This is a genomic window from Verrucomicrobiota bacterium JB022 (genome assembly GCA_030673845.1).
Taxonomy (GTDB): Bacteria; Verrucomicrobiota; Verrucomicrobiia; order Opitutales; family Oceanipulchritudinaceae; genus WOUP01.
Genome location: JAUTCQ010000024.1, coordinates 45,953 through 67,580, shown reverse-complemented (window position 1 = coordinate 67,580; position 21,628 = coordinate 45,953). Strand labels below are relative to the sequence as shown.

The 21,628-nt window shown below is 61.7% G+C and carries 21 protein-coding genes; 13 read left to right on the top strand and 8 right to left on the bottom strand.

The window, feature by feature from the left end:
- Positions 1-1,092 (top strand): glycosyltransferase, encoded by a 1,092-nt coding sequence (locus Q7P63_17985; protein MDP0501988.1) that lies wholly within the window; start codon positions 1-3, stop codon positions 1,090-1,092.
- On the opposite strand, the gene Q7P63_17980 is transcribed toward Q7P63_17985, so the two are convergent.
- Both Q7P63_17980 and Q7P63_17975 read right to left on the bottom strand, forming a co-directional pair.
- The gene (locus Q7P63_17980; protein ID MDP0501987.1) at positions 1,089-2,168 is read right to left on the bottom strand and encodes a glycosyltransferase family 9 protein; all 1,080 of its coding nucleotides are present in this window, start codon (positions 2,166-2,168) and stop codon (positions 1,089-1,091) included. The genes Q7P63_17985 and Q7P63_17980 overlap by 4 nt on opposite strands.
- 24 nt (positions 2,169-2,192) lie before the next feature.
- Positions 2,193-3,935: an ABC transporter ATP-binding protein gene (locus Q7P63_17975; GenBank protein ID MDP0501986.1), complete on the bottom strand. Its 1,743-nt coding sequence runs from the start codon at positions 3,933-3,935 to the stop codon at positions 2,193-2,195.
- A gap of 100 nt (positions 3,936-4,035) precedes the next feature.
- Here Q7P63_17975 and Q7P63_17970 point away from each other — a divergent pair, with 100 nt between their 5' ends.
- The gene (locus Q7P63_17970; protein MDP0501985.1) at positions 4,036-4,764 is read left to right on the top strand and encodes a DJ-1/PfpI family protein; all 729 of its coding nucleotides are present in this window, start codon (positions 4,036-4,038) and stop codon (positions 4,762-4,764) included.
- Here the strand turns inward: Q7P63_17970 and Q7P63_17965 are convergent.
- On the bottom strand, positions 4,745-5,302 hold the full coding sequence (locus Q7P63_17965; GenBank protein MDP0501984.1) for a sugar O-acetyltransferase: 558 nt from the start codon (positions 5,300-5,302) through the stop codon (positions 4,745-4,747). The two genes, Q7P63_17970 and Q7P63_17965, sit on opposite strands and share 20 nt — an antisense overlap.
- 38 nt (positions 5,303-5,340) lie before the next feature.
- Positions 5,341-5,928 carry an NAD(P)H-dependent oxidoreductase gene (locus Q7P63_17960; GenBank protein ID MDP0501983.1) on the bottom strand — a complete coding sequence of 196 codons (588 nt, stop codon included), beginning with the start codon at positions 5,926-5,928 and terminating at the stop codon, positions 5,341-5,343.
- Between the two features lie 66 nt (positions 5,929-5,994).
- On the opposite strand from Q7P63_17960, the gene Q7P63_17955 reads away from it, so the two are divergent.
- A complete protein-coding gene (locus Q7P63_17955) occupies positions 5,995-6,603 on the top strand; it encodes a TetR/AcrR family transcriptional regulator (GenBank protein ID MDP0501982.1) in 609 nt (202 codons plus the stop codon).
- Here the strand turns inward: Q7P63_17955 and alaS are convergent.
- Positions 6,600-9,338, bottom strand: a complete 2,739-nt coding sequence (gene alaS, locus Q7P63_17950; protein MDP0501981.1) for an alanine--tRNA ligase — start codon at positions 9,336-9,338, stop codon at positions 6,600-6,602. The two genes, Q7P63_17955 and alaS, sit on opposite strands and share 4 nt — an antisense overlap.
- 171 nt (positions 9,339-9,509) lie before the next feature.
- Between alaS and Q7P63_17945 the strand changes: the two genes are divergently transcribed.
- The 6 genes from Q7P63_17945 to lepB all read left to right on the top strand — a co-directional run bounded on the left by Q7P63_17945 (position 9,510) and on the right by lepB (position 15,074).
- Complete coding sequence (locus Q7P63_17945; protein MDP0501980.1) at positions 9,510-10,556, top strand: DUF262 domain-containing protein; 1,047 nt, start codon at positions 9,510-9,512, stop codon at positions 10,554-10,556.
- Complete coding sequence (locus tag Q7P63_17940; protein MDP0501979.1) at positions 10,553-11,200, top strand: MAE_28990/MAE_18760 family HEPN-like nuclease; 648 nt, start codon at positions 10,553-10,555, stop codon at positions 11,198-11,200. The genes Q7P63_17945 and Q7P63_17940 overlap by 4 nt, the downstream gene beginning before the upstream one ends.
- A 144-nt stretch (positions 11,201-11,344) precedes the next feature.
- On the top strand, positions 11,345-13,516 hold the full coding sequence (locus Q7P63_17935; GenBank protein MDP0501978.1) for a serine hydrolase: 2,172 nt from the start codon (positions 11,345-11,347) through the stop codon (positions 13,514-13,516).
- Between the two features lie 93 nt (positions 13,517-13,609).
- The gene (locus Q7P63_17930; GenBank protein ID MDP0501977.1) at positions 13,610-14,347 is read left to right on the top strand and encodes a glutaredoxin; all 738 of its coding nucleotides are present in this window, start codon (positions 13,610-13,612) and stop codon (positions 14,345-14,347) included.
- A gap of 53 nt (positions 14,348-14,400) precedes the next feature.
- Positions 14,401-14,577 carry a hypothetical protein gene (locus Q7P63_17925; GenBank protein MDP0501976.1) on the top strand — a complete coding sequence of 59 codons (177 nt, stop codon included), beginning with the start codon at positions 14,401-14,403 and terminating at the stop codon, positions 14,575-14,577.
- Complete coding sequence (gene lepB, locus Q7P63_17920) at positions 14,574-15,074, top strand: signal peptidase I (GenBank protein ID MDP0501975.1); 501 nt, start codon at positions 14,574-14,576, stop codon at positions 15,072-15,074. Before Q7P63_17925 ends, lepB begins: the two co-directional genes overlap by 4 nt.
- 54 nt (positions 15,075-15,128) lie before the next feature.
- Here the strand turns inward: lepB and leuB are convergent, their stop codons facing one another.
- From leuB to Q7P63_17905, 3 genes are all read right to left on the bottom strand, one after another.
- Positions 15,129-16,232, bottom strand: coding sequence for a 3-isopropylmalate dehydrogenase (gene leuB / locus Q7P63_17915; protein MDP0501974.1), 1,104 nt, complete (start codon positions 16,230-16,232; stop codon positions 15,129-15,131).
- Between the two features lie 65 nt (positions 16,233-16,297).
- A complete protein-coding gene (locus Q7P63_17910; protein MDP0501973.1) occupies positions 16,298-16,630 on the bottom strand; it encodes a DUF5615 family PIN-like protein in 333 nt (110 codons plus the stop codon).
- The gene (locus Q7P63_17905; GenBank protein MDP0501972.1) at positions 16,627-16,854 is read right to left on the bottom strand and encodes a DUF433 domain-containing protein; all 228 of its coding nucleotides are present in this window, start codon (positions 16,852-16,854) and stop codon (positions 16,627-16,629) included. The genes Q7P63_17910 and Q7P63_17905 overlap by 4 nt, the downstream gene beginning before the upstream one ends.
- Before the next feature lie 95 nt (positions 16,855-16,949).
- On the opposite strand from Q7P63_17905, the gene Q7P63_17900 reads away from it, so the two are divergent.
- From Q7P63_17900 to Q7P63_17885, 4 genes are read left to right on the top strand one after another with little or no spacing between them, the layout of a single operon-like run.
- Positions 16,950-17,579, top strand: a complete 630-nt coding sequence (locus tag Q7P63_17900; GenBank protein MDP0501971.1) for an MBL fold metallo-hydrolase — start codon at positions 16,950-16,952, stop codon at positions 17,577-17,579.
- 3 nt (positions 17,580-17,582) lie between these two features.
- On the top strand, positions 17,583-18,746 hold the full coding sequence (gene ribD / locus Q7P63_17895) for a bifunctional diaminohydroxyphosphoribosylaminopyrimidine deaminase/5-amino-6-(5-phosphoribosylamino)uracil reductase RibD (GenBank protein MDP0501970.1): 1,164 nt from the start codon (positions 17,583-17,585) through the stop codon (positions 18,744-18,746).
- A 52-nt stretch (positions 18,747-18,798) separates the two neighbouring features.
- Positions 18,799-20,085 (top strand): putative DNA modification/repair radical SAM protein, encoded by a 1,287-nt coding sequence (locus Q7P63_17890; GenBank protein MDP0501969.1) that lies wholly within the window; start codon positions 18,799-18,801, stop codon positions 20,083-20,085.
- A gap of 7 nt (positions 20,086-20,092) precedes the next feature.
- The gene (locus Q7P63_17885; GenBank protein MDP0501968.1) at positions 20,093-21,592 is read left to right on the top strand and encodes a UdgX family uracil-DNA binding protein; all 1,500 of its coding nucleotides are present in this window, start codon (positions 20,093-20,095) and stop codon (positions 21,590-21,592) included.
- Positions 21,593-21,628: the final 36 nt, after the last annotated feature.

The following is a 21,628-nucleotide window of genomic DNA, read 5'->3' as shown; positions in this document are numbered from 1 at the left end:
ATGCGCATCCTGCACGTTGAAACCGGCAAGCACCTCTACGGCGGCGCCCTCCAGGTGGCCTACCTGATCCGTGGACTGCAGAGGCTGGGTGTGGAAAATATGCTGCTGTCCGATGCCCGCAGCCCACTCTCTGCCGAAGTGGTCGTCGCGGGCGCCCGGGTTGACGGTGCCGCGTGGTCGGGTGAAGTCGATGCCCGCATGTATGGCCGCCTGCGTCAGGTGATCCGCGACTGGCAGCCCGACCTCGTGCACGTGCATTCGCGCCGGGGCGCCGATCTGTGGGGGCCACTGGCCGCGCGCAGTGCCGGCGTGCCTCACATCATCACCCGCCGGGTCGACAACCCCGAGCCGCGCTGGCTGGTAAAGCTGCGCTATGGCAAGGCCGCCGCCGTGGTCGGCATCTCTGAGCGCATTACGCAGGTCTTGCGCGAAGAGGGGGTGCCGCCTCCCAAACTCCGCACGATCCGCAGTGGCGTCGACGTCTATCAATACCGCCCGCAGCGCGAGCCGGCCCGCGAGTGCCTGCAGCGCCTCTTCCGCCTGCCCGCCGACGGCCTTTATGTGGGCATGATCGCACAGTTCATCCGCCGCAAGGGCCACCACCGCCTGCTCGCCATCGCGCGCGACTTGATCCGCGAGTTCCCCAACGTCTATTTCATCCTCTTCGGGCAAGGCCCCGAATTCGAAACTGTGCAAAGTGAGATCGAGCGCCTGGAGCTGCAGCGCCACATCATTCTGCCCGGCTTCCGCGGCGATCTGCCCGCGCTCGTGCCCGGCCTCGACCTTGTTGTCCACCCGGCAGACCTGGAGGGCCTGGGCGTTTCGCTGCTGCAAGCTTCGGCTTGTGCGGTGCCGGTCGTGGCGGGCAAGGCAGGCGGCATCCCCGAGATCATTCACGACGACGTCAACGGCTACCTGCTCGATCCCGACGACCTGCCGATTTGGCACCGCACCCTCCAACGCCTATTGGCGGACGCGGAGCTGCGCCAGCGCCTCGGCCAGCAAGGCCGCGACCTGGCCGTGTCCGAATTTTCCATCGAAACGACCGTCGAGCGTAACCACGCGCTGTATCGCGAGGTATTGGGCGGTTAGGCTTCGACCGGCTGCTGGTCCCACAGCCCCTTGGCCGCTTCGGCCACGCGCAGCACCGTGAACGCGCGCATGCAGTCAAAGCGATCGTTGCAGGTGGGGTGGCGGCGGCAAGGCGAGCAGTCGAGGTGATCGTAGAGCACGGTCCCGGGGCCGGGATCGGTGCGCAAGTAGCCCACGGTCGAGCCAAACAGCACGACGGTCGGCACCCGGAGGCCCACCGCGAGGTGCGTCAGGCCCGTATCGACGCCAATCGCCAAGCCCGCCTGCGAGACGAGCGCGATCTTCTCCTGTAGGTTCGTTTCCCAGCCCGCGCGGACGTGCACTAGAGGGCTGTTGGACGCGGCGGCGATGGCCTGCGCGGCTTCGACATCGAACGGCCCGCCGAGGATCCAGATCGGGCGGTTGAATTCCTGCGCCAGCCAATGCGCCAGCTCCGCCCAGCGGTCGGCAAACCAGTGCTTTTGCGGCCGTGTAGTAAAAGGGAAGAGCAGGATCGGCGCGCCCGGCTCGGCCGAGGCCAGCACCTGCGCGGCCTGTGCCCGCGCTTCGGGCGTTGCATAGAGGTCTACCTGCGACCAGTCCGGGTCGATGCCCAAGGCGGCGACCATCTGGCGGTACTCGCGGCAAAATGGTCCCGGTTCGTTCGGGTTGTCAGGCACCACCGCCGTCATCAGGCGGTGCGAACCTTCACGCGACCGCAGCCCGATCCGCTCCTTTGCGCCCGTGAGCCAGGCAAAGGCGGCGCTCTTCAGGAGCCCCTGCAAGTCGAGCACCAGATCAAAGCCGGCTTCCCGCAGTTCGCGCCGCCAGCGTGCGGTCTCGCGGACCAGCGTCACATACTTGCGCTCCTTGCCCCACTTTTTCCACTGTCGGCGCGGCCAGACCCACACGCGCTTGAGGTGCGGGTGGTCCTGCAAAAGCTCGGCCCCCAACTCTTCGGTCAGCCAATGGATTTCCGCCTGCGGCCACTGCCGCCGCAACGCCGGCAATACGCTCGACGCCATGATGACGTCGCCAATCGCGCTCAGCCGGATGATCAGGATCCGCTTGGGTGGTGATTCGAGGGGGAGGGGCATCAGTGTCAACGCTCCGTATGGAAATCAAGCCCGCTGGTTCTCGTAGAGGCTACGGAAGAGCGGGTGGGAGAGCAGTTCGTCGAAGGTGCCGTCGCCTACTATGCGGCCGTGTTCGAAGAGCAGGATGCGGTCGGCCAGGCGGATGGTGCTGAAGCGGTGCGCGATGATGAACACCGTCTTGCCGGAGACGTGCTGCTCAAGCGCCTGCTGGATTTTCTGCTCACTCTCTGCGTCGAGGGCAGAGGTGGCCTCGTCGAGCACCAGGATCGGCGCGTTTTTGAGGAAAGCGCGGGCAAGGGCGAGGCGCTGACGCTGTCCACCGGAGAGGCGCGTGGCATCTTCGCCCACCGGCGTGTCGTAGCCCTGCGGCAAACGCTCGATAAACTCGTGCGCGTAGGCAGCGCGGGCGGCTGCTTCCATCTCTTCACGAGTGGCGTCGGCCTTGCCGATCCGCAGGTTGTCGGCGACAGTGCCATCGAAGAGGAAGGGGGACTGCGGCACGACCGCGATCTGACGGCGCACATCGGAGCGCTTGACCAGGCGCAGGCCCGTTTCGTCGAGCAGGATCGTACCCGAAGTCGGGTCATAGAGGCGCATCAGCAGCTTGGCGAAAGTGCTTTTGCCCGCGCCGCTTGGGCCGACCAGCGCACAGACGGTGCCGGGCTGGATGTCGACCGATACCGCGTCGAGTGCCGCCGCCACTGTGGTATCCTCCACGTTGTAGTGAAAGCTGACGTTGTCGTAGCGCACCCGCCCGGTTGCCGTGGACAAGGGCGCGGCGTCAGGTGCATCGCTGATCACCTCGGGCTCGGAGAAGAGCTGCTCGATGCGCTCCAGCGCGCCGCGGCTCCGCTGCAAGTTGGCCCAAACATTGAAGAGCTTGCGGATGGGGTCGCCCGTAAAGTAGAGGGCCACGGCCAGCGCGATGAAGATCTCGATGCCGAGCGCTACCCGCTGGGAGTAGACGAACGCAGCCGCGATCACAAACGAGCCGATCATCTCCAGCGAAGGCTGGTGGAGGCCGTAATACTGGTCGGTTCTCACCGCCAGCTTCTCGTTTTCCTCCAGTTGCGCATCGAAACGCTGCTGCTCGCGCTGCTCCAGATTGAAGGTCCGCACCTCCATCAGGGCGCGCATGTTTTCGGCGAGGATCGAGGTAAAGCGGCCCATCGCGGCTTGGTTCTTCCGGCTCAGTCGTTTCACATGCTTGCTGACAAAGCTGACCGGCAGCAGCATGACCGGCATCGACAGCAGCAACAGAAGTAGAAAGATTACATCCGCTTGGGTGATTGAGAGATACACGAGGTAACTCAACGCACCGATCGCGACAAAGGGCTGGACAAACAAGTCCTTGGAAACATTGCGGATGGTGCCCTGGATCACTTGCGCATCGCCCAGCACCCGCGCAATCAGGTCGCCGACTTGATGGCGCTCATAGAACGCGAGGGGCAGCGTCTGCAGCTTGGCAAAGAGATCATGCCGCAAGTGGCGCAGCAGCGACTCCGCCGCCTTCGACGAATAGACGGTGCTCAGATACATGAACACCGCACGCCCGAGGAACGCCAGCGGCAGCAGCGCGGCCACGCCCACGACGACCCAAAGGCCCACGTCGCGGCCTTCCTCGCCCAGCAGCCGACTAAAGACCTTCTGGATAAAGAACGGGACGCCGAAACCGCTGAAGGCACCGGCCAGCGCGCCCGAAGGAATCGCGATCAGGAGCCGCCCACGCTGCTCCCGGATGTAGTTGAGGTATCGCCGCCAATCCATGCTGTGCAAACCCACACCCTCAAATACCCGCGCCCCGATGGCAAGCGTAGAGGCGCGGCGGCAGTTGACCCGCAGCAAAGAGCTTTGCAGGATCAAGCCCATGACGGCGCAGGACTTCGAACCCCTCCAGATCGGGATATTGCTTTTCCCGAGGCTCGACCAGATCGACTTGACCGGGCCCTACGAGGTCCTGGCGTCTCTCCCCAACGTATCGCTCCATTTGGCCGCCAAGACGCTGGAGCCGGTATGCGACTATCGCGGACTGGGTATCTGCCCGACCACCACGCTGGCAGCGATGCCAGAGGTCGATGTGCTGCTCATTCCCGGTGGGCCGGGGCAGGAAGCGCTGATGGAAGACGATGAGACGCTGGATTTCATCCGTCGCCATACCCGGGCGGCGCGCCACATCCTTTCCGTCTGTACAGGTGCGCTTTTGTGCGGCGCGGCTGGGTTGCTGGTTGGCAAACGCGCGACGACGCATTGGACGGCAATCGACCTGTTGCCTTATTTCGGCGCCGTACCAGTGCGTGACCGCGTCGTTACTGACGGCAAGTGGATCTTTGCTGGAGGCGTTACGGCGGGGATCGACGGGGCTCTCCGCCTGGCTGCACTGCTGCGGGGCGAGGCGGTCGCTCAGCAAGTTCAACTGCGGATGCAATACGAACCGGAGCCGCCTTTTGATTGCGGGACCCCGGAGCGTGCGCCTGCATCAATTCTCCAAGCCGCCCGCGACGCAAGTGCGGACCTGACGGCAGCCCGCCTGAACACCGCACAAAAGATCGCCCGCAGGTTGGGAGTTGACACGAAAGTTACCGCAACCGGCGAATGACCCGAGCCGGATTGCCTGCCACGACTACATCGTCGGGCACGTCTTTGGTCACGACCGCACCGGCGCCGACGACCACGCGATGCCCAATCGTCACCCCCGGCAGCACGATCACACCACCGCCCAGCCACACGTCGTCGCCTATCGTGATCGGCTGGCCGCTCTCCCACCCGCTGGCGCGCTCGACTGGATCAAGTGGGTGGGTGGCGGTGAGGATCTGCACACCAGGCGCGGCTTGAAAGCGGTGGCCGATCCGCACTGGCGCGACGTCCAGCACGACAGCGCCGAAATTAAAATACGCCTCGCCCGCAAAGTGTGTGTGGCAGCCGTAATCGAAGCTGAAAGGAGGCTCGATCTTGATCTGGCTCGCGTCGGCCTGAAACAGGTCGCTCAGCAGCGCTGTCTTGCCGGCGTCGTCCGCCGGATCAAGCTGGGCATAGCGCTGGGCGATTCGTCGGGCGCGGATACGCAGCTCCACCAGTTCCGGGTCGTCGGCCCGGTAGGGCTGCCCGGACAACATCAACTCTCGCATCGTTGGCATGGGCAGACATTAGCCCATCGTAGCCGCTTCTCAATCCCTCACTGCTTTCCGCAGATCCGCGAGGCCAGATCCTTCGCTGTCTGCAGCGCGCCTTCCGGATCGAACTCGAAAACCAGTTCCGAGGTCCGGACGGTAGCCCCACAGTAGTCGAAGATGCCTTGGTTGATCTGCAGCTTCATCGCGCCGAAATAGCCGTGGCGGGCGTAGGTGCGTTCGTCGGCCCCGGCCAGCGCGATGGTATGGACAGGCAGGCGGCTGAGTAGCTTCCTGACCTTTCCCGGTTCGGTGCGATCATCATAAGCCCACCCGTTCATGAACACCCGATCGATCCAGCCCTTGAGCAGGGCAGGGAACGACCACCAGTAGACCGGGTAGACCAGCACCAGAGCGTCCGCCCGGTCGATCCGCTGTTGCTCGGCCACGATCTCGGGTAGCTGATCCGATTTACCATGCTGCACGGTGATGTCGCGCTCGGTGAAACGAGGGTCGAAGCCTTCGCTGGCAAGATCCGCAATTTCTGCAGTATGGGATCCCTCAGATGATTCGATTGCGCTGGCGAGCGTTTTGGCTAAGCTTGCGGTCAATGAAGTCGGCTTCGGGTGAGAGTATACGATCAAAACGTGCATGGATAGGGCGCTTGAAAAAGATTCAAGTGGATATAAAGTTACCTAAAGTAAGTTACCGTCGGTAATATGTCAAGCGACTCCAACTTCATCGACGAAGCCGGGGCCCGGAAACGCCTGTCCTGGGATGAGCGCCATCGACAACTGCTCGATGTGGCCTGGCGCCTGATTCGCCAGCAAGGCACGGAAGCCCTCAGCCTCGCGCAAGTCGCGGCTGAAGCGGGAGTGACCAAGCCGCTGGCCTATAACCACTTCGAAAGCCGCACCGGCTTGTTGATCGAGCTCTATCGAGAATTCGACGTGCGGCAGACCCGCTTGATCGAAACCGCGCTCGAGCAGGGAGCCCCTACACCGAAGGGCGTTGCGAAGGTCATTGCGGTCGGCTACGTCGATTGCGTGATGGCGCAGGCCCAAGAAATTCCGGGCCTCGTGGCCGCGCTCGGCACCTCGCCGGAACTGGAGGCGGTCAAGCGCCAGTCGGACCACGACTTTTTGCACCTCTGCAAGCGGGCGCTGGACGCCGTGGCAAAAGCCGGTGCCGTCGGCATGGCAGGAATGTATGCCATGCTGGGAGCGGCGGAGGGGTTATCCCATGCCGCCGCAAACAAGGAGCTTTCGCCCGAAGAAGCGAAAGCTGAATTGCAGCAAGTCATTGAAGACCTGCTGGCGCGCGATTAGTCGACCACCTTGGCCTGCCACTTGGCAAGCACTCCCCCGAGCTGACCCGGTTCGGTGCCGCCGCCCATGGCAAAGTCGGGCTTGCCGCCGCCCTTGCCACCGAGTTCGTTCGTCAAGTCGCGGATGATGTCGCCCGCCTTGAAGCCCGCCTTGATCGCGGCGTCGGAGGCGAATGCACAGACGGTCACCTTGGGGCCGAAGACGCTGGCCGCCACGAGGAGGCCGTTCTGCATCTTCTGGTGGATCTTGGCGCCCAGCTCGCGCAGCTCGTTCGGGTTGCCAACTTCCAGCACCACCGCGAGCACGCTCAGGCCGTCCTTATCCTTGGCCAGGCTCAGCAGCTCTTCGGCTTGACCGGCCGCGGCCTTGGCGCGCAGTTGCTTCAGCTCGCGCTCGGTTTGGGCGAGGCGGTCCTGCAGATCCAGCACGCGGCCTTCGACTTCGCTCGGCTTGCTCGAAAAACGCTTGGCGAGGCCGTCGACCAGATTCCAGCGGTCGTTGGCCAGCCGGAGCGCGGCTTCACCGGCCACGGCTTCAATCCGGCGCGTGCCGGCGCTCACTGCGCTGTCGGCGAGGACCTTCAGCAAACCGATCTCGCCCGTGGCCTGCACGTGCGTGCCGCCGCAAAGCTCCGCCGACCAGCCGCCTTCGGGACGATCCGTCAGCTCGTAGGATTGGCCGGCCGCTTCGACCGACACCGTGCCGCCGATCTCGACCACGCGCACGCGGTCGCCGTATTTGTCGCCAAAGAAGGCCACGACGTCCGCCGGCTTTTGGTCGAACGCAATTTCGTACCAGCGCACCGAGTCGTTGCTGAGGATCTTCTCGTTGCAAAGGCGCTCGATCTCGGCCAGTTGCTCCGGCTTGATCGCCTCGAAGTGGGCAAAGTCGAAACGCAGGCGGTCGGGGCCCACGTAAGAGCCCGCCTGGTGCACGTGGTCGCCCAACACCGTGCGCAAGGCCCAGTGCAGGATGTGCGTGGCGCTGTGGTGGCGCTGGATCTGGTGGCGGTTGGGCAGGTCAAGGCTCAACAGGGCCGACTGGCCGATCCAGGACTCCGCCTGCGCAGCCGTCGCTGCGTCGAGTTCGACCTCGTGCAGGAAGGTGCCGCCGCTGTCCTTTTGCGTATCGAGGATCTTGACCGTCTGGCCGCCGATGCGGGCCTCGCCACGGTCGCCGACCTGGCCGCCCATTTCCGCATAGAAAGGGGTGCGGGCAAAGACGAGGAAGGTGCGGTCGCCGTTTTTCACTACGTCGAGCACTTGGGCGTCGAGCTGGCGCCACTGCAGCGGGTCGTAACCCACGAACGGCGTGGCCTTGGCGCTCGAATCGTCGGTCACGCGGACGATTTCCTTCTTCTGGTTGGCCCGGGCCCGCTCGCGCTGCTTCTCCATCTCCACCTCAAAGCCTGACGTATCGACCTTCAGGCCGCGCTCGCCCGCGATGATCTGGGTCAGGTCGAGCGGGAAGCCGTAGGTGTCGTAAAGTGTAAAGGCCTGCACGCCGCTGACTTCGCTCTGGCCTTCGGTCATCTTGGCAAACTCGGCCATGCCGCGGTCGAGCGTGCGGTCGAAGGCGGTTTCCTCGCTCGCGATCACCTTGCGGATCATGTCCTGGCGCTCGTTCAGCTCCGGGAAGACGCCGCCAAGGGTCTGCACCACCGGATCGACCAGCTCCGTAAAGAAACCGGCCTTCAACTCCAGACGACGGCCATACATCACCGCGCGGCGCAAGATGCGGCGCAGCACGTAGTTGCGACCCTCGTTGCCCGGCAGGATGCCGTCGGCGATGGCGCAGCAGAGGCAGCGGATGTGGTCGGCCAGCACGCGGAAGACGATGTCCTTCATCTCCACTTCCGTCGGGTGCTTCGGGTCGACCGGCAGCGTGCGGTCGTAGGTGCGACCGCTCAGCTCGGTGATCTTGCGGAAGATCGGCTCGAACAGGTCCGCATTGTAATTGCTCGGCGGGACCTTGTATTCCTTGAAACCCTTGGTCGTCGCGATGATGCCGGCGACGCGCTCAAAACCCATGCCCGTGTCGACGTGCTTGGCCTTCAGCGGCACAAAGTCGCCCGTTTCGGTCGCGTTGAACTGGATGAACACGTTGTTCCACAGCTCGATGCACCACGGGCTGTCGGCGTTGACCTGTTCGCCCTTGTTTTCGGCCGTCAGGTCCATGTGGATCTCGGAGCAGGGGCCGCAGGGGCCCGTGTCGCCCATCATCCAGAAATTGTCCTTCTTGCCGCCGTATTTGATGTGCTTCTTCGGGTCCAGCCCGGCGCGCTCAAAGATGCCCGCCCACACGTCGTAGGCCTCCTGGTCGAAATCGGCCGGGTCGCCATCCTTGGGCATGTAGACGGTCGCATACAGGCGCTCGGCCGGGAAGCCCCAAATCTTGGTCAGCAGCTCCCACGACCATTCGAGCGCCTCCTTCTTGAAGTAGTCGCCAAACGACCAGTTGCCCAGCATCTCGAAAAACGTCTGGTGGTAGGCGTCGAAGCCCACATCGTCGAGGTCGTTGTGCTTGCCGCCCGCGCGGATGCACTTCTGCGTGTCCGCCGCCCGATTGTAGGGGGCCTGGCGATCACCCAGGAAGTAGGGCACGAACTGGTTCATCCCCGCGTTCGTAAACAGCAGATTCGGCGCGGTCGGCAGCAGCGAGGCCGAGGGCACGATCTCGTGTTGCTTGCTGGCAAAGAAATCCAGGAAAGATTGGCGGACTTCGGCAGACGTCATGGCAAAAGGTCTCAGGCTGGCAAGCCGGGCGCTCGTTGGCAAGGGGGAAAGGTGGGGGAGGGGCACCCAAATAGGCTTGCAGATTAATAGTGGGAGGGAAAAAATGACTCTATGAGTCTTGAAGATCAGATTAGGCAGAACTCGAAAGTTGTAAGCACTCAGTCTTACTCGATGTCAGTCAGCGAAGCTGCTGCAATGTATGCTGATGGAGAGCTAGAGTTGCATCCAGCCTTCCAGCGTTTTTTTCGCTGGAGCCCGGAACAAAAAACCCGCCTGATAGAGTCATTAGTCTTAGGTATTCCTGTCCCTCCAGTGTTTGTAGCGGAACGAGGTGACTCTAAGTGGGATGTGATTGATGGAGTGCAACGCTTGTCAACAATATTGGAGGTGATGGGGCAGCTTAAAGATAAGGATGGGGTGCTGAGGCCAGCTTTAGTGTTGACCCGAACGCATTATCTACCAGACTTTGAGGGACGAAAGTGGGATGCTGACGACCCATTGTTTGATTTGCCAGAGGCCGTCAAAATTAAGATCAAGCGCGCACGCCTTGACGTTAACATTGTTCGAAGCACCAGTGAGGTGGATGTTAAGTTTGAAGTCTTTCAGCGATTAAACACTGGGGGTGCTCAGGCAACGGAGCAAGAGGTTCGCAACTGCCTTCTTGTGATGGCGGACCCCGCATTTTTTGAATGGTTTAAGAGTTTAGGAGAGAATGTGCATTTTCAGAGCACGCTGACCCTGACGGATCGCGCTCAAGAGGAAGCTTTTGATCTCGAACTCGTCACACGTTTCATGGTGTTTCTTCTGAGGGATCCAGCGGAGCTACAGAGCATATCAGAGCTCGGCTCTTATTTAAATGAAGAAGTGGTTAGGCATGCAAACGACTCGCACTTTAAACGAACAGCAGTTCAACTTGCGTTTAATGAGAGCTTTGAGTTTTTAGCTGAACATCTGGGGGATAACGCCTTCAGGCGCTATGATGCATCTAGGAGGAAGTACGTGGGTCCTCTTTTGAGATCGTTATTTGAAGTTGTGGCAGTGAGCTTGGGCTACGAGTTGTTGCAAGGGAGAAGTTTACCAGATGGTGCTCGCTTCAAAGATAAGCATAAAGCGCTTTGGGATGAGTTGAAGAATCAGCCCTTTGTGGGTTCCGGGGTCCGTGCCTCAACTCGCATACCGGAAACCATTGAGTTTGGTCGTAAATGGATTCAAAAATGAAGATTCGCGGAGCGAGTGAGTTGATTGATTATCTCGCTGGCGAGCGCGCATGGAGGCGTGTCGAGCTAACTTCTATTGCGAATGCTTTAGCAAAAATCTCTTCGCGAGATCCAAAAATACGTGAGAGAAGAAATGCAATAGTATTTTCATATGCGCACTGGGAAGGCTTTGTGAAAAATGCTTCTATCGCATACCTGAAGTGCATTTTTTCAAAATCTCGACCTTTTTCCTCTCTTGCAGCGAATCTCCAAGCGCTCGTATGCCGCCAGGAACTTCTTGTTGCTCAAGGCGCGACCCGAAGAATTAATCCCCATCTCGCAGTCGTATCTCGCTTGGTTGATTGTCGTGATTTTAATTGTAGTGCTGATGCTAGCCAGCTTATAGATACAGAATCTAATCTTAATGCAGAAGTGTTTGCGGATATTTGTATCAGTGTTGGTATAGATTTCGCTTCTCGATGGGCAACATGGGGACCGTTTATGAATGACCTCGTTCGCTACAGATGTCAGATTGCACATGGAGAGTTTTTCGAGCCCGAAGAGGACTTTTCTCAAGAATGTGTTGATTTTGTTATTAAAGCTATGGACAGTTATGCGACGGATTTGGAGAACATGGTCCTACAAGGCGTCTTCTTACGACAATAGTTCCCCCCCCCTCACCATTGGCGCGTCGGCCTTGCAAAGGGCGCATGTAGGAGGATAGGCTGTTCGCGAGCAGACTAATCTGCACCAACCTTGCCCTGTGGTCAGTCTGCTCGACCACCCCAACACTCCTTACCCCACGTTTGCATGAAGATTTCGAGCATGCGCCTTGCGGCGGCTTGTGCCGTTGGCTTTTTGTTCGGCAGCGCCTATGCTGCCGGGCCTCAGGAATTCAACCATCAGCCCGACCTGGAAGCGGTGGGCGTCACCCCTGCCGAGATCGAGGAGATCGACGCGCTGCTGGAGTCGTTCGTGGACGAGAAAAAGCTGAGCAGCGTGGTCGGTTTTGTCGCGCGCGGTGGCGATGTCGTCTACCAGAAGGCTTTTGGCTGGAAGGATGTGGAGAACGAAATCCCGGCGACCACGGACGACTACTACGTGCTGTTTTCGCAAACGAAGGCCGTCACGACGGTGGCCTTCATGACCCTGGTGGAGCAGGGGCTGGTGTCGATCGACGACCCGGTCTCCAAGTATTTGCCGGAGTTCCCCGACCAGGTGGTGACGGAGGTGCATGCAGACGGCACCTACGAGACGCGCCCGGCCAAGACGCCCGTGACGTTTGTCCACCTCATGAGCCACACCTCCGGCCTCGGCGCCGGACTCGTCCGGGAGATCCGCATGGCGGAGCGCAAGGCGGGCGAGGCCCCGGCTGGCTTCGGCGGCTTTTCGCCGGAAAAGGTTCCCGCCGGACAGCATAGCGGCGGCGGAAATTACGAGGCCAAATACCTCGAAGAAGAAATGCTTTCGCTGGTGAAGTATCCGCTCGGCTTCGACCCCGGCACGCAGTGGAATTACCACGTGAGCACTAACATGCTTGCCTACATGGTCGAGCGCATTTCCGGTCAGCCGCTGCGCGAATATGTGAAGGAAAAGATCCTCGACCCGCTCGGCATGGACGAGACCGACTGGTATTATGGCGAAGAGGATCGCGAGCGCTTTGTGAAAGCCTACCGCGCCGTGGATGGAAAGCTCTTGCCCGGCACGAATATTTATAGCGAAGGCACCTTCAGCGAAGAGCAAACCTATGCCGAGGGCGCCATCGGCTTGAACGGGCCGATCGAAGACTACGCCAAGTTTTGCCAGATGCTGCTCAATAAAGGCGAATTCAACGGGCACCGTATTTTGAAGCCGGAGACGGTCGAGCTGATGACGACGATCAACCGCCTGCCGGAGAACAGCGGGGCAGAAAAGGGCTTCCAGTTCGGCCTCGGCTTCGAGTTGCACCCCGAGAAAAAGCCCGTGCCCGCGGTTTCGGATTCCGCCTTTGCCTGGGGCGGGATGCTCAAGACCGCCTATATCGTCGACCCCGAGAAGGACCTGATCGTCCTGTATTACACCAACATGTTTGAGGCGGAGGATCTTTACCCCAAATTTTTGGCGAAGGCCTACGCTCTGTTTGATCCCGCCGAGCCCAAGTCGAAGCAGACGTCCGGTGACGCGGCGGTCTACATCGAGGAAGGCGGCACGGGCCCTCACTCGGCTGTCGTGACCGAGGACCCGGGACTACCCGGGATGACGATCTTTCGTCCCGAGAATCTCGAGCCTTTCGGCGGCGAGCAAAAGCTCCCAATTCTGCTGTGGGGCAACGGCGCGTGTGCCAACACCACGCAGGAGCATAAGAACTTCCTCAACGAGATCGCATCGCACGGTTACCTGATCCTCGCCATCGGTCGGCTGGACAAGATCGACGTGCGCGACGAGACCTCCCGCGGGCCCACCTCCTCGCAGCAGTTGCTCGATGCGCTCGACTGGATCACTCAGCAGAACGGCGCGCGCGACAGCCAGTATCACGGCAAGGTTGATACGTCGCAGGTCGCCGCGATGGGGATGTCTTGCGGTGGGCTGCAGGCAATCGAGATTTCGGGCGATCCACGTATCCGCACCAGCGTCATCTGCAACAGCGGCGTGCTTCCGAACCCATCCCCCTTGCCCGGCATGCCCGCGCTCTCCAAGGACGTGCTCGAAGACTTCCACGCCCCGGTGCTCTACATCATCGGCGGGCCCTCCGACATCGCCTACGAAAACGCAGTGGATGACTTCGAGCGGGTCGATCAGGTGCCGATCGTGCTGGCCAGCCTCGATGTGGGCCATGGCGGTACCTACCACCGGCCGCACGGAGGCGAGTTCACCGGCGTGGCGCTGGCGTGGCTCGACTGGCAATTGAAAGGTGAGGACGCGGCATCGGATATGCTGCTAAACGAGGACAGTCCGGTCCGCCGTAGTGCGAACTGGACGGTAAGAACGAAGAACATGCCATGATCGCTCAGATAACCTCCGGCAAATAGAGCCAAAATTGCGACCTGCATGGGCGGCGCGGGTCACGCAGCGCGTCAGAACAGGAGAAGTGCAACGATGAAGAAGAAAGCCGACATTTACCGCATGGTCACGCCCGACCACCTATGCCCGTGGGGCCTCAAAGCCTTCGATTTGCTCAAAAGGAACGGCTATAGCGTCAACGACCACCACCTCGAGAGCATGGAAGCCAACAAGGCTTTCAAGGAGGAGCACGGGGTGGACGAGACGCCGCAAATCTATATCGAGGGTCAGCACCTCGGCGGCTATGACGAGCTGCGCGAGCACTTGGGCAAGGGGCCCGACCCAAAGGAAGGGGAGACCTACCAGCCCGTCATCGCCATCTTTGCCGTCACGTTCCTTATGGCGCTGACGGCCTGTTGGGCCATGCTGGGTGCACTGAACGTGATACGCGTGGCTGAGCTGTTCATCGCCTTCAGCATGTGCGCGCTGAGTATCCAGAAGCTACAGGACTTGCAGTCTTACGCGACCGGCTTTGTGCAATACGACATCCTCGCACAACGCTACGTGCCCTACGCCTATTTCTATGCCTTCGTCGAAGGCGGGGCAGGGGTGCTCATGATCGCCGGTCTGCTTACTTGGGTCGCCGCACCGCTTGCCTTGTTTATCAGCGTGGTGGGCGCAATCTCGGTCATCAAAGCCGTCTATGTTGAAAAGCGTGACCTCCATTGCGCCTGCGTCGGCGGCGACAGCAGCGTCCCCCTCGGCTTCCTCTCCCTGACCGAAAATCTCTTGATGATGGCCATGGCAATCTGGATGATGGTGAAGGCGGTATGAGGGCGCTTGCAGATTGATTACAGCCGCATTTTCTCCTAGCGTAGCAATTCCCGATGGATAATCCACCACCTAAAGGGCCGCCCAGAGATGTTTGCCTTGCCGAACTGGCACGACCGGCGATGGAGCGCATGGTCGCCAAGGTGAAGGAGCGTGCCGCCCGGGCCGGGGTCGTCCCGGTGACGCGCGAGACCTGGCCCGCAATTCAGGCGGCGAAAAAGGCGGAGCAATGAAGAAGCTTCTGCTGGTCGCCCTGTTGAGCCTCGGCGCGCTTGCTGGCTGCGACTCAGAAAAGCGCTCTATGAAGATGCTCGGCCAGTCAATGGAGCCGACCATAAAACAAAACGAAATGGTGCAGGTGAGCTTCAGCGAAGAGAGCCTCCAGAACATCTCGCGCTGGGACATCATTCTGTTCGAGTCACCGGCGGATGAAGGTTACATACTCATGATGCGCGCCGTGGCTTTCCCCGGCGAAACCCTGCGGATGGAGGGCGGGCAGCTTTTCCTCAACGGAATGCGCGTGGACGATGAATGGCCCTTTTACCGAGAGCCGAGCGATCCCCAATTGCACACCTACGGCAATGACGAGGATTACACGATCCCGGCGGGGACCGTCTTTGTCTTGGGTGACAACTCACGATTTGCCTTGGACAGTCGCTTTTACGGTCCAATCGAGCAGTCGAGGATCTTCGGCAAGGCGATTCAGGCGGCGAAGCAGGCCAAGCAATAAAAAGCCGACGCACTTTTCGCGCGTCGGCTGGATGGAAAACGTGATGCCGCTGGCTTACAGGCGCTCGACGATGGCGTCGGCCATCTGGCGGGTGTTGACGGCCTTGGTGCCGTAGGCGATGTCGCCTGTGCGGATGCCGGCCTGGACGGTGGCCTTGACGGCTTGCTCGATCTGCTTGGCGAGGTCGTCGCGGCCGAAGGAGTAGCGCAGCATGAGTGCGGCGGAGAGGATCTGCGCGCAGGGGTTGGCGATGCCCTGACCCGCAATGTCGGGGGCCGTGCCACCAGCGGGCTCGTAGAGGCCGAAGGGGTTGCCGAGGCTGTTTTGGCCGGCACCGAGGCTGGCCGAGCAGAGCATGCCGAGGCTGCCGCAGATGATCGCCATCTCGTCGCTCAAGATGTCGCCAAACATGTTTTCGGTGAAGAGCACGTCAAACTGGTTGGGGCTGCGCGCGAGCTGCATCGCGGCATTGTCGACATACATGTGGCTGAGCTGGATTTCCGGATACTTCTCGGCGAAGAACTCGGTCACCGTCTTGCGCCACAGCACGCTTGTCGTCAGCACGTTGGCCTTGTCGACGCTCACCACGCGCTTGCCGCGGGTCAGAGCGGCCTGGGCGGCCACTTCGGCAATGCGCAGGATCTCGCTCTTGCGGTAGACCATCGTGTCGATCGCTTCCACGTCGCCGTCTTCGAGGTCGCGGGTGGTCTTGGGCTGGCCAAAGTAGATGCCGCCCGTCAGCTCGCGGATGCAGACGATGTCGATGCCGTCGGGGATGCGCTCGGACTTGAGCGGCGAGGCGTCGAGCAGCTCCGGGTAGAGCAGGCCGGGGCGCACGTTGGCGAAGAGCGTAAAGTGCTTGCGCAGGGGCAGCAGGGCCGCGCGCTCCGGCTGCTCGGCCGGGGGCAGCTTTTCCCACTTAGGCCCACCGACGGAGCCAAACAGGATGGCGTCGGCCTGTTCGCAGGCCTTCAGCGTACTCTCGGGCAGGGCCTTGCCGTGATTGTCGATCCCGGCGCCGCCGACATCGTGCGTGGTGTAGTCGAGCTTCAGGCCAGCGGCCGAAGTCACCTTCTCGAGCACTTCGAGGGCCACCGTCATCACTTCGGGGCCGATATAGTCGCCGGGCAGAACCGTAAATTTCAGCGTATTTTCCATGGGCACGTGCAGAAACCGCTCAGCGTGCGGATCATGCACCCACGAGGCAAGGGAAAAGGGGGAGGCTATGGAAGCTCGAGGAGGGACGCTTCAGGGTCCGCGATAAACGCAGCAATGTCCTTCACCCGATGCCGGAGCAACTCTTCAACCGCTTTGGTGGAGCAGTTGCCGAGGCCGAGGATGACTACCTTGCTGGGCGGGCCATGCATAAGGGCGGCTTCCCTAAAGTCATCATCCTTGGATACTATCGCATAGCCTTGGGACCTCGCCCGGTACCAGATGTTGATATCGTCCGCGCCCCGCAGGTCGAAGTCTCGAACATGCTTTGAAGCTGGAAAGAGATCTACCAGCTTTTCAGGCAATCGGGAGGAAAGGTTTTCGTCAAAAAGCAGCTTCACGCGGCGGAAATAACGAATGTCCTTCTTTCGCGGTCAGCCGCGTAGGCAAAGCACGCCAGAATATCTTCGTGCTCCAGATCCGGGAAGTCCTGCAGGATTTCCTCCTCGGTCATTCCGGCTGCAAAATAGGACATGACGTCATACACCGTGATGCGGGTGTCGCGGATACACGGTTTGCCGCTGCGCCGCCCGGGGCGAATGGTGATACGCTGAGAGGCTTCCATGAATCTCAATTTAGAGAATCAGGCGGGATTGGCAAGACCGTCGGAACGCCCCTCCCTCCTTGCCAACCGCTCGCTTACTCCCCACGCTGCCCTTCATGCAACTGGAGCGACATGAGTTGCCGCCGATCGGCACGCATTGCTACATCCTGAAAGACGAGACGACGCAGCACGCGGTCGTGTTCGATGCGCCGCAGCAGGCCTGGCAGGCCTGCGAGCAGCGGCTGCGGGAAGAGGGCTATTCGATCGACGCGCTGATCCTCACTCACGGGCATTGGGACCACATGCTCGACGCGCACTACTTCAACTACGCGGGCATTCCCGTGTGGGCGCACCGGGACGACGAGGCGATCATCACCGATGCGCAGGTGCAGGCCGCGTTTTCGATCCCCGGGATCGAGCTGCGACCGGCCCAGGTCGACCGCTGGCTGGAGCCCGGCCCGCTGGAGATACTGGGGCAAAAGGCGGAGATCCGTCACGTGCCCGGCCATTGCCCCGGCAACATCCTGATCTACTTCCCAGAGCTGGCAATCGCGGTGGTGGGCGATGCGATCTTCAAACGCGGGGTGGGGCGCTACGACCTGCCCGGCGGGGATGAGGCCACGCTGATGCGCTCGATCAAGGAGCAGATTTTCACCCTGCCGCCCGAGACGCAACTGCTGCCCGGTCACGGTCCTGCGACGACGGTGGACGAGGAAAGCCGCCTCAACCCCTACGTGCGCGCCTAGCCGATGGACTGGTCGCCGTTTATGCGGGAGGCCATCGCGGAGGCCCGGCTGGCTCGCGGCCACACGCACCCCAACCCGGCGGTGGGTGCGCTCGTGGTGCATCAGGGGCAAGTCGTGGCGCGCGGGCGCACGCAGCCTCCGCCCGGCATGCACGCGGAGAAGCAGGCGATTGCCGCCTGGCAGGCCCTCGGCGCGCCGCTCGACGACTCGACGACGCTCGTGGTGACGCTGGAGCCCTGTTGCACGCATGGCCGCACGCCGCCTTGCACGGGCACGATCCTTGCCAGCGGCATCCGGCGCGTGGTGGTAGGCTCGGTCGATCCTAATCCCCAACACGCCGGGCGAGCCTATCCGCTCTTGCGCGAGGCGGGAGTGGAAGTGGTCGAAGGCGTGCTGGCCGAGGCATGCGACGACCTCAACCTCGTCTTCAACCACTGGATCGCCACCGGGGAGCCGCTGCTGGCCCTGAAGGTGGCGGTGACGCTCGACGGCCATACGGCGACGCGTACGGGTGATTCCAAATGGATCACGGGCCCGGCGGCGCGGGAAGACGTCCACCGCTGGCGGCACTACTTCCCGGCCATCGGCACCGGGGCAGGGACGCTGCTGCACGACGATCCGCAACTCACCGCCCGTCTGCGCGAAGGCACCGAAGCCCGCCCGCGTTTCGTTTTCGATCGCTCGCTGCGCAGCCTAGGCCAGAGCAGTCGAGACCTCCAGCTCTTCAGCGACCCTTACGCCGACCTCACCGTCACCGTCATCCCGAGCGCCCATCGCGAACGGCTCGAACGCTGGGCGGGCCACTTCGACTCCAGCGAACACCTGACCGATGAAGTCCGCGCACTCACGGGGGGCAGCCGCACCTTTTGGCTCGTGCATGGCGAAGGGCCGGCCTTCTGGAGGCACTTCCGGCAGGCGTTGCTGGTCAAGGGGCTGACGGGGCTTTACCTTGAGGCTGGTTCCAACCTCACGCGCGACCTCTGGCTGCACCGCCAGGTCGATTACCTTTTTGTCTACCAGGCGCCCAAGCTCGTGCTCGATCCCCAGGCGCCGACACCTTTCCATGGCCTCCCGGTCAATCGCATGGCCGACGCGCTGGAGCTTAAGGCCCTGCAGGTCGAGCATTTTGGACCCGATACGCTCTACCGAGGATGGGTGAAGGCATAAGGTATAGGATTTCCAATTTGCTTTAGATGTTCATTTGTGCACTATTTCTCGGGTGGAATTTGTGCGCAAACTGGAGATCCTGGCCGATGCCGCCAAATACGACGCTTCTTGCGCCAGTTCGGGTGCGAAGCCTCGGGATTCACGTGATGGCAAGGGCATCGGCTCGGCGACCAGGGTAGGGATCTGCCATTCCTATGCCCCCGATGGGCGCTGCATCTCGCTGCTCAAGATCCTGCTGACCAACGTCTGTATCTACGACTGTCACTTCTGCATCAATCGTCGCTCGTCCAGCGTGGAGCGTGCCCGCATGTCGGTCAACGAGGTGGTGCGGCTGACCCTCGACTTTTATAAACGCAACTACATCGAGGGCCTCTTCCTTAGCAGCGGGATCATCCGCAGCGCCGACTATACGATGGAGCAGGTGGTGGCGGTGGCGCGCAAGCTGCGAGAGGAGCATGGCTTTCGCGGCTATATCCACCTCAAGACGATCCCCGAAGCCTCGGCGGAGTTGATTGCCCAGGCCGGGCGCTACGCCGACCGGATCAGCATCAACGTGGAGCTGCCTTCCGAAGCGAGCCTGCGGCGGCTGGCCCCGGAGAAAAACCTGCAGCGCACTCAGCAGGCCATGGCTGGGATCCGCCAGCGTATCGAGGCGGCGACGGAGGAAAAACAGGCGGCGGCCCAGCGTGCGCACGCCGCCCAGCCCCCGCCCTTTGCCACCGGCCAAAGCACGCAACTGATCGTTGGGGCGGATGAGTCGAGCGATCACGACATCCTGCAGCGTTCTAGCCTGCTCTACACCAATTACCGGCTCCGGCGCGTCTATTTTTCTGCTTTCAGCCCGATTCCGTCCACCTCCACGCTGCTCCCGGCCCAGTCCCCGCCGCTGGTGCGAGAGCATCGCCTGTATCAGGCTGATTGGCTGATGCGCTTCTATGGCTACCGGGCTGACGAACTAACCGAGGCCCAAGGCCATCAGGCGAATCTGGATCTGGGCGTCGACCCAAAGCTCGCATGGGCGCTGCGCAACCGTCACCTGTTCCCGCTCGACCTCAACCGGGCTTCGCGCGAGCTGCTGCTGCGGGTGCCCGGCCTGGGGGTGCGCAACGTCAACCGACTGCTGATGCTGCGCCGCTTGTCCGCCATCCGGCTGGCAGACCTGCTGAAGCTGAGGGTGAGCCTCAAAAAGTGCCTGCCTTTCATCATCACCGCCGACCACCACCCGGGTCGCGCCGGGCTGGATCAACGAGACCTGCGCCGGGAACTGGCACCTCGCCCCCAGCAAACCGAGCTGGCATTGTTCGAGGCCCGAGTGACCGCTACGACGGGGGAGCTCTGAGCGCCAAATGGAAGTGGTGACGATTGAGCCGACTTACCCGGCGTGGCGTCAACAGGCTCTGCGCCTGCTGCAGGCCGGAGTATTGCCGGAACACGTCGACTGGCGGGAGCAAGGGGAGGCGCAGGCGTCTTTGTTTGCAGACGCGGAGCCGCAGACCGCCCTTGCGGGGGCCGGGCGGATTCCGGTGCCCAAGGCGTTTGTCGAGTTGGCGCAGACAGCGGCCTGCCATCGTCCGGCGGTCTGGCCGCTGCTCTACCGCGTGCTCTGGCGGTTGACGCTGGGTGGAGACCGACACTTGCTGGAGAAAACGACCGACGACGATGTACACCGACTGACGGCTTGCGCCAAAAACGTGCGGCGCGATTGCCACAAGATGCATGCGTTCGTGCGCTTTCGAAAGGTAGGCGAAGTAGATGGTCAAGAACAGTTTGTAGCTTGGTTCGAGCCGGAACATCGCATCGCCGCCTTCTCGGCAGATTTTTTTGTCAAGCGTTTCGCCGCGATGAACTGGTCGATCTTTACTCCCGAAGAGTCGATCCATTGGGATGGCGAGATCTTGACCGTCGGCAAGGGGGCGGATCGTTCTGCGGTGCCGGCGGAGGATGCTCAGGACGAGCTTTGGCGTAGCTATTACCGGAGCACCTTCAACCCCGCGCGCCTCCGGCTGAAGGCCATGCAGGCCGAAATGCCTCGTAAGTATTGGCAAAACCTGCCCGAGGCGGCGCTGATCGAAACGCTGACCCGCGAGTCCGGCCAACGCACCCACCAGATGCTTGCCCGGCAGCCCGAAGCTCCCCGCCCGGCGCCACGCAATGCTTACCTCCATCAGCTCCATGCACTGAACGAGGCAAGCCCGGTGACCGACACCGGTCAAGTCGCCGCCAGCACGCCGACTCTTTCAGAACTGAGGCGTGAGGCCGAACGCTGCCAGGCCTGTACGCTTTGGGAGCGCAGCACGCAAACCGTCTTCGGAGAGGGCAACGAGAGGGCCGGCATCATGTTGGTGGGCGAGCAGCCCGGCGATCAGGAAGACCTGTCTGGCCGCGCATTTGTAGGCCCTGCCGGGCAGTTGCTGAATGCCGCCTTGGCCAGCGCTGGGATCGACCGCGAGGAGCTTTACGTAACCAATGCAGTCAAGCACTTCAAGTGGAAGGCGGGGCACGATGTGAAGCGCCGCCTGCACGACAAGGCCAGCACGAGCGAGATCGAGGCCTGTCGCCCTTGGCTCTGGGGTGAGATCCTGAACGTGCAGCCCAAAGTGATCGTAACCTTGGGCAACACTCCGGCTCAGTCGCTCATCCGCCCGGATTTCAAGATCTTGACGATGCGGGGCATGCATGAACGGTCGCAGATCAAGGACCTCGGGGCGGTATTCTTCGCTACCGTGCATCCGTCTTACTTGCTACGCTTGCCGGAAGCGGACCGAGAGCACGCCATGCAGGGTTTCATTGCCGATCTGCGCGCTGCCAAGGCCTTGCTGGATACGATGGTGGCTCCGCCTGAGTAAGAAAGAGAGCTTCGCCATCTTTTGGATCAGAACGGC

Bases quoted from the DNA above. Each gene is read 5' to 3' on its own strand.
- Q7P63_17940 (MDP0501979.1), top strand. From the start codon at position 10,553: ATGAAGATTCGCGGAGCGAGTGAGTTGATTGATTATCTCGCTGGCGAG.
- Q7P63_17970 (MDP0501985.1), top strand. From the start codon at position 4,036: ATGACGGCGCAGGACTTCGAACCCCTCCAGATCGGGATATTGCTTTTC.
- leuB (MDP0501974.1), bottom strand. From the start codon at position 16,232: ATGGAAAATACGCTGAAATTTACGGTTCTGCCCGGCGACTATATCGGC.
- lepB (MDP0501975.1), top strand. From the start codon at position 14,574: ATGAAGAAGCTTCTGCTGGTCGCCCTGTTGAGCCTCGGCGCGCTTGCT.
- Q7P63_17955 (MDP0501982.1), top strand. From the start codon at position 5,995: ATGTCAAGCGACTCCAACTTCATCGACGAAGCCGGGGCCCGGAAACGC.
- Q7P63_17960 (MDP0501983.1), bottom strand. From the start codon at position 5,928: ATGCACGTTTTGATCGTATACTCTCACCCGAAGCCGACTTCATTGACC.
- Q7P63_17975 (MDP0501986.1), bottom strand. From the start codon at position 3,935: ATGGATTGGCGGCGATACCTCAACTACATCCGGGAGCAGCGTGGGCGG.
- Q7P63_17905 (MDP0501972.1), bottom strand. From the start codon at position 16,854: ATGGAAGCCTCTCAGCGTATCACCATTCGCCCCGGGCGGCGCAGCGGC.
- Q7P63_17925 (MDP0501976.1), top strand. From the start codon at position 14,401: ATGGATAATCCACCACCTAAAGGGCCGCCCAGAGATGTTTGCCTTGCC.
- Q7P63_17885 (MDP0501968.1), top strand. From the start codon at position 20,093: ATGGAAGTGGTGACGATTGAGCCGACTTACCCGGCGTGGCGTCAACAG.
- Q7P63_17985 (MDP0501988.1), top strand. From the start codon at position 1: ATGCGCATCCTGCACGTTGAAACCGGCAAGCACCTCTACGGCGGCGCC.
- Q7P63_17930 (MDP0501977.1), top strand. From the start codon at position 13,610: ATGAAGAAGAAAGCCGACATTTACCGCATGGTCACGCCCGACCACCTA.
- Q7P63_17900 (MDP0501971.1), top strand. From the start codon at position 16,950: ATGCAACTGGAGCGACATGAGTTGCCGCCGATCGGCACGCATTGCTAC.
- Q7P63_17965 (MDP0501984.1), bottom strand. From the start codon at position 5,302: ATGCCAACGATGCGAGAGTTGATGTTGTCCGGGCAGCCCTACCGGGCC.
- alaS (MDP0501981.1), bottom strand. From the start codon at position 9,338: ATGACGTCTGCCGAAGTCCGCCAATCTTTCCTGGATTTCTTTGCCAGC.
- Q7P63_17935 (MDP0501978.1), top strand. From the start codon at position 11,345: ATGAAGATTTCGAGCATGCGCCTTGCGGCGGCTTGTGCCGTTGGCTTT.
- ribD (MDP0501970.1), top strand. From the start codon at position 17,583: ATGGACTGGTCGCCGTTTATGCGGGAGGCCATCGCGGAGGCCCGGCTG.
- Q7P63_17980 (MDP0501987.1), bottom strand. From the start codon at position 2,168: ATGCCCCTCCCCCTCGAATCACCACCCAAGCGGATCCTGATCATCCGG.
- Q7P63_17945 (MDP0501980.1), top strand. From the start codon at position 9,510: ATGTCAGTCAGCGAAGCTGCTGCAATGTATGCTGATGGAGAGCTAGAG.